The sequence below is a fragment of the Methylocystis sp. genome (assembly GCF_051061225.1).
Lineage (GTDB): Bacteria > Pseudomonadota > Alphaproteobacteria > Rhizobiales > Beijerinckiaceae > Methylocystis.
The window spans coordinates 1-4,855 of the sequence record NZ_JBPFEB010000141.1; the positions used below are offsets into that span (position 1 = coordinate 1).

Sequence of the window (4,855 nt, forward strand, 5' to 3'; positions counted from 1 at the left end):
GAGCTTCTCTCGTTCCTCGAACCCCCACAGGTTAGGCGTGAGCGCTCCGACGTCTGACGCCTGCGTGGTGATGTTCAGAAGGTGCGATAGCAGCCGCCCAATCTCGCAGAAGAGCACGCGTATCAGTTGAGCGCGCCAAGGCACGTTTATTTCGAGGAGCTTTTCCACGGCCAGACAGAAGGCGTGCTCCTGATTCATCGGCGCGACATAGTCAAGGCGATCGAAATAAGGAAGCGCCTGCAGATAGGTCTTGTGCTCGATCAGCTTCTCCGTGCCGCGATGCAAAAATCCAACATGCGGATCCGCCCGGAGAACGACCTCCCCATCGAGCTCCAATATCAGGCGGAGGACGCCATGAGCGGCCGGGTGCACCGGCCCGAAGTTAAGCACGAAGTTTCGCTGCGGAAAGGGGTTCGCGGTCTGTAAGGAACGGCTCGACATGGACATTTCGTCGTCCGGTCGGTGTGGTTTTGAGCGCGAAATAGGGTGCAAGAGTTGTTCGAGCAAGCTCGCCGATACGAAAGCGTCGCTCCTGGACTTGCCTTCAGGTGTTTGGCTTCTAACTCAACGTCAGTTCGGCTCCAAGGCCCTCGCCCTGTAAAGAGAAAGCGGCTAGCCATCGTGGCTTACGCTGTCGTTCACGGAATCGATCCGATCGTCGATCGCCCGCAAACGGCGCGCGAATGCCTGGAACTGATCAAGATTCTGCAGGCTCGGGCCGAGCCGATCATTCGGATTCTCGATGCAAACAGCGCCGAGATCAGGCTTGGCGAACTTGAGAGGCGCCAGAGAAGAGAGGTCGAGCAGACATATGTCGCTGCACTCGCGCCGGCGACTTCCGGCGCATTGCCTGTCGCGGGCGTGATCAACAGAGCGCCGATCGCGGGCGCCCTGGCGATTTTGGCGGCAGCGGTTCTGTTCGTCGGAGCGCTTTGGCGTTATGAGCACACCGGTACACGGCAGACGATCGAAGCCAAAAGCGCGGCCACTCGCGAAGCTGCGCCGGCGTCGGCTCCTTACATGAAGACCCCCATGAACACGCCGGAGGCGCCTGCTAAGCACCCTGGAGAGCAGGCAAGGGGCGAGGGCGTTTATACGGTCGTGGCTGGCGACACGCTCGGGGGCATTGCAAGGAAAGCCTATCACGACGCCGGTCGGTGGCGTGACATTGTAGCGGCGAATCCACATTTGGATCCGAGCCGCCTGCGCCCGGGCGAGACGATCAACCTGCCGCACCCCGGAAAGGTGGCGATTCCGAGGTAAATCGACTTCCACTCGCGTAAACGACCCGGCAGCTGCCCGTTTTTTGGATGCCTTGGCGGCGCAGACATTCCGTTTGGTCGCTCTTCCAAGGTCGAATATGGCGCAGGAGCGAATGACCGGCAGCGCTCCCTATTCCCCTGCCTTCAAGAAATCTTGTCGTCCTACCCTCGCGGCCCCGCCGTCGCCCAACAGTGGCTGCGCAAGCACTTAGGATGATCGTAAGACGCCTTGAAATCCTTGCCTGAGCAAAAGCGCGGTCGCGGACCTTGTCGAACTTTGAAGAGGCGCTTCATAAGCTTGGTTGGCTGCTACTAAAGAAAAAGCGGGGAGTGACATGCCCGACATCGAGACGGAGAGAAATGCCTGTCGCATTGTGCTGGTCGAGAATGATCCGCATTACATGATGTCATTTAAACAGGCAGTCGCCGAGGCGCGGGAGAGGCTGCAAATGGAGATCGAGCTCGAGCAGGTCCAAGACGGCTTGGCCACCCTCTATCTCATCTCGCAATATTACCTGACCGAGGCCTTACCTCATGCGGTTGTCGTTGACCTGGATGTGCTTCACTGTGACGTGAGAGAGTTCCTATCCGCCCTACGTGGACACCCCCTCCTTAAGGATTTGCCGGTGCTCGTGCTGACGAAATCGACGTCGCCGTCACTTCATGAAGAGGCGACCCAGGCTGGCGCAGATAGGGTTTTTGCTAAACCCGTCGACTCCGCCGCGTTACTTCGCGTCGCTACAGAACTGATAGGGGCACATTGCCCGGCGCCGCCGGATAGGCGCCACGAAAAACCCGCAAGACGCATGCCCGAACTCCGGGACTATATTGCGGCTATGAACCTCATCGCCAAGACGACCGAGAACTTTTCCTGCCCGCCGGCTTATGTCAACCCGATCGACGAAGGCGACGCTTACATTTGGATAGAGGAGATGCTGGAAAGCGGCAAGGATGGCGAAGAAACGTCCGAGAGGCATGCGCCGCTCATTGACACCCTTCGCCTCCTCTTCGAAGCATGGTGCGCAGGCGGCACGCCAGAAGGCGACGAGCTTCGTAAACAAGCCAAGGCAGCTTATGAGAGACTTTCGAGTGAAGAAAGGGAGCTTTGGGAGCAACAGGCCGCAGCCCGGTAAACATGTCGCTGTTCGACAGAGTTTCGTTCACCCGCGCCGTGTCAATTGAAACTGCTAGCCTCTCGTCAAGTGCTCAATACCGGCTACAAAGTCACCAACCGGTAAAAAGCACGAAAAGTGAGGCAGACCCCGTGAACATGGCGCATTCTCACAATTGGTGGGTCTTCCTCACTTCCTGTTGCGCCCTTGATCGATTGGGGGACAGGCCATAGCTTGACCGCGTGGCAAGAAGAGCGATTTGGTCCCTGGGGAAGGGCGTAAGAATTCTGGTCGCAAAACAGATGGATGGCCAATGGCTGATTTCAGCGACGGCCGTCGGGTCTAGTGTCTGTCCAGACTGCGGGAAAAGCTCGACGCGCCGATACGGCTGGCACGAGCGTCATCTCCAGGATTTGCCAGCACAAGGCGCCCCCGTCGCTGTGAAGCTTCGCCTCCAGCGCTGGCAATGTCGAAACGAAGGCTGCGCGCGTAAGACGCTCACTGCGCAACTGCCCGAGGTCGCGGCACCTCGAGCGCGCCGCACCGAGCGGGCCACCGAAATCATTTATCTTCTCGGCCATGGCGTGGGCGGGCGTCCGGGAGAGCGCTTGATCAAGCGAATTGGCATGCCGACCAGCGATGACACGATACTGCGCTGCCTCAAACGACGAGTGAAGACGCGCGGCTCGGAGGAGACGGCGCGCGTCGTGGGCGTCGATGATTGGGCTTGGCGAAAAGGCTCCACTTACGGGACCATCATCGTGGACCTGGAGCGACGGGAGGTGCTCGATCTCTTCCCGGAACGCGCGGCAGGCATGACTGCAGACTGGCTCAAGCGGCATCCTGGCGTCGAGATCATCAGCCGTGATCGCTGCGGTTCGTTCGCCCAAGGCGCACACGAGGGAGCGCCGCAGGCACGGCAAATTGCCGACCGTTTTCATATCCTGCAGAACCTGCGGGAGGCCGTTCAGGCGCAACTCGGCCGTGCAACAGGGTTTTCCGCACGTCCATTGCTGCCGGCGGACGGCGAAGAGGTTGCCAGCGTGAGAGACAAGCATGGCGGCGCTGAGCATCGCCGCCTCACCAGAGTAGCCAACGAGCGTTCAAGGCAAGCGGTTTTCGATCGGGTTCGCGCGCTACGCAAGGAGGGTCGAAATGTGGTGGACATCGCGCGCCAGACGGGTTTCGATCGTCGCACGGTCGCCAAATGGATCCGAGCCGAAGTGCTTCCTCAACGGAGCGCTTCGGCCCCGAAGACGACGTCTCCGCGGCATTTCGAGGAATTTCTATCGCGCCGCTGGTCGGAAGGTTGCGTGCGCGGCCGGCGCCTGTTCCAGGAGATTAGAGCACGCGGTTACACCGGCAGTTTCTCAAATCTCGAACGGCTGCTGGCGAAATGGCGCAATCCGAGATCCAGGACTGTAAAGCCCACATCGACTGTTCCGAATCCAAGACCCGTCGATCCCGCGACTGGACGTTCGATCTCGCCGATCGTCGCCGCCGCGCTCTGCATCAAGCCGCGTGGACTGTAATCAAGCTGCAAAAGTCGAGTCGATGAAAAAGGACTGGCCATAGTTCGCGACAATGCGTCGGCTCGCTATGCGCTTCAGGGGCCTCCTCAAAAGCAAGAGCGTTGGCAAGCTCGGCGCCTGGCTGAGAGACGCCCAGAAATCGGGCTTGTACGCGATGCAGCGTTTCGCTCGCACGGCGCAAAGAGACATCGACGCGGTGAGAAATGCGATCACTGAGCCCTGGAGCAACGGCCAGACAGAAGGACAGATCAATCGCCTGAAGGCACTCAAACGAACGATGTATGGACGAGCAGGGCCAGAGCTCCTCCGGGCCCGCCTGCTTCCTGTGTAGCAATCACTGCAACAGGAAGTGAGGAAGACCGGGTTTGATGGCTTTTTCGATTCGGAATCGGAAATTCTCAAGCCAAGATGGCCCCTGACAATGACGTCGGCGTGTGTTTGTTCCCCCATAACCGTGATGCAGTGGGTGCGATCGCGCAGCACAGCCGAGCCCATCACGTGGTCGGCGTGCAGATGCGTGTCAATGACCTTTACCAGATTAAGGTCAAGCTCATGGCCAAGCTGGAGGTAGCGGTCTACTCTCTCCAACACGGGATCGATGATCAGGGCCTCGCCACCGTATCGGCTGGCCAGCAAATAAGTGTAGGTGGAGGAGGCGCAGTCGAAGAATTGGCGAAAAATCATGGATGCCCCTTTCCCCCTGCAACTCAAAGCAGCTGGCCAGCGGCTCTCCCTAGCTGTTTGATCCCGGGGTTTAGTGGTGCAATCTTATCCAGCGACTGGAAGGATGCACTATGGGCCAGGTTCTCCACGGGAGCGCCCGCACGACAGAGGCGGTGCGTCGAGCGATACAAAATAGTCAAGAGAGCCTGAGAGCCCTCGCCAAGCGGTATGGCGTCAACCAGAAGACGATCGCCAAATGGAAGAAGCGGGCCTCGGTTCGCGATGA

General features: G+C 59.3%; 3 protein-coding genes and 3 pseudogenes. 4 read left to right on the forward strand and 2 right to left on the reverse strand.

Annotation, left to right across the window (positions count from 1 at the left end; genetic code table 11):
• Positions 1 to 441 (reverse strand): annotated as a pseudogene (locus ACR652_RS24255) (NADH-quinone oxidoreductase subunit D); the annotation flags it as partial.
• Between the two features lie 180 nt (positions 442 to 621).
• Between ACR652_RS24255 and ACR652_RS24260 the strand changes: the two are divergent.
• The 3 genes and pseudogenes from ACR652_RS24260 (at position 622) to ACR652_RS24270 (ending at position 4,237) form a co-directional block, all read left to right on the forward strand.
• Entirely contained in the window at positions 622 to 1,263 is a 642-nt protein-coding gene (locus tag ACR652_RS24260; RefSeq protein ID WP_434509038.1) for a LysM peptidoglycan-binding domain-containing protein, read from the forward strand.
• 334 nt (positions 1,264 to 1,597) lie between these two features.
• Entirely contained in the window at positions 1,598 to 2,395 is a 798-nt protein-coding gene (locus ACR652_RS24265; protein ID WP_434509039.1) for a response regulator, read from the forward strand.
• A gap of 221 nt (positions 2,396 to 2,616) precedes the next feature.
• Positions 2,617 to 4,237 (forward strand): annotated as a pseudogene (locus ACR652_RS24270) (ISL3 family transposase).
• 50 nt (positions 4,238 to 4,287) lie between these two features.
• On the opposite strand, the pseudogene ACR652_RS24275 reads toward ACR652_RS24270, so the two are convergent.
• Positions 4,288 to 4,590, reverse strand: a pseudogene (locus ACR652_RS24275) (MBL fold metallo-hydrolase); the annotation flags it as partial.
• A gap of 110 nt (positions 4,591 to 4,700) precedes the next feature.
• Between ACR652_RS24275 and ACR652_RS24280 the strand changes: the two are divergent.
• On the forward strand, positions 4,701 to 4,855 hold a 155-nt coding region (locus ACR652_RS24280; RefSeq protein ID WP_434509040.1), incomplete at its 3' end, for a helix-turn-helix domain-containing protein.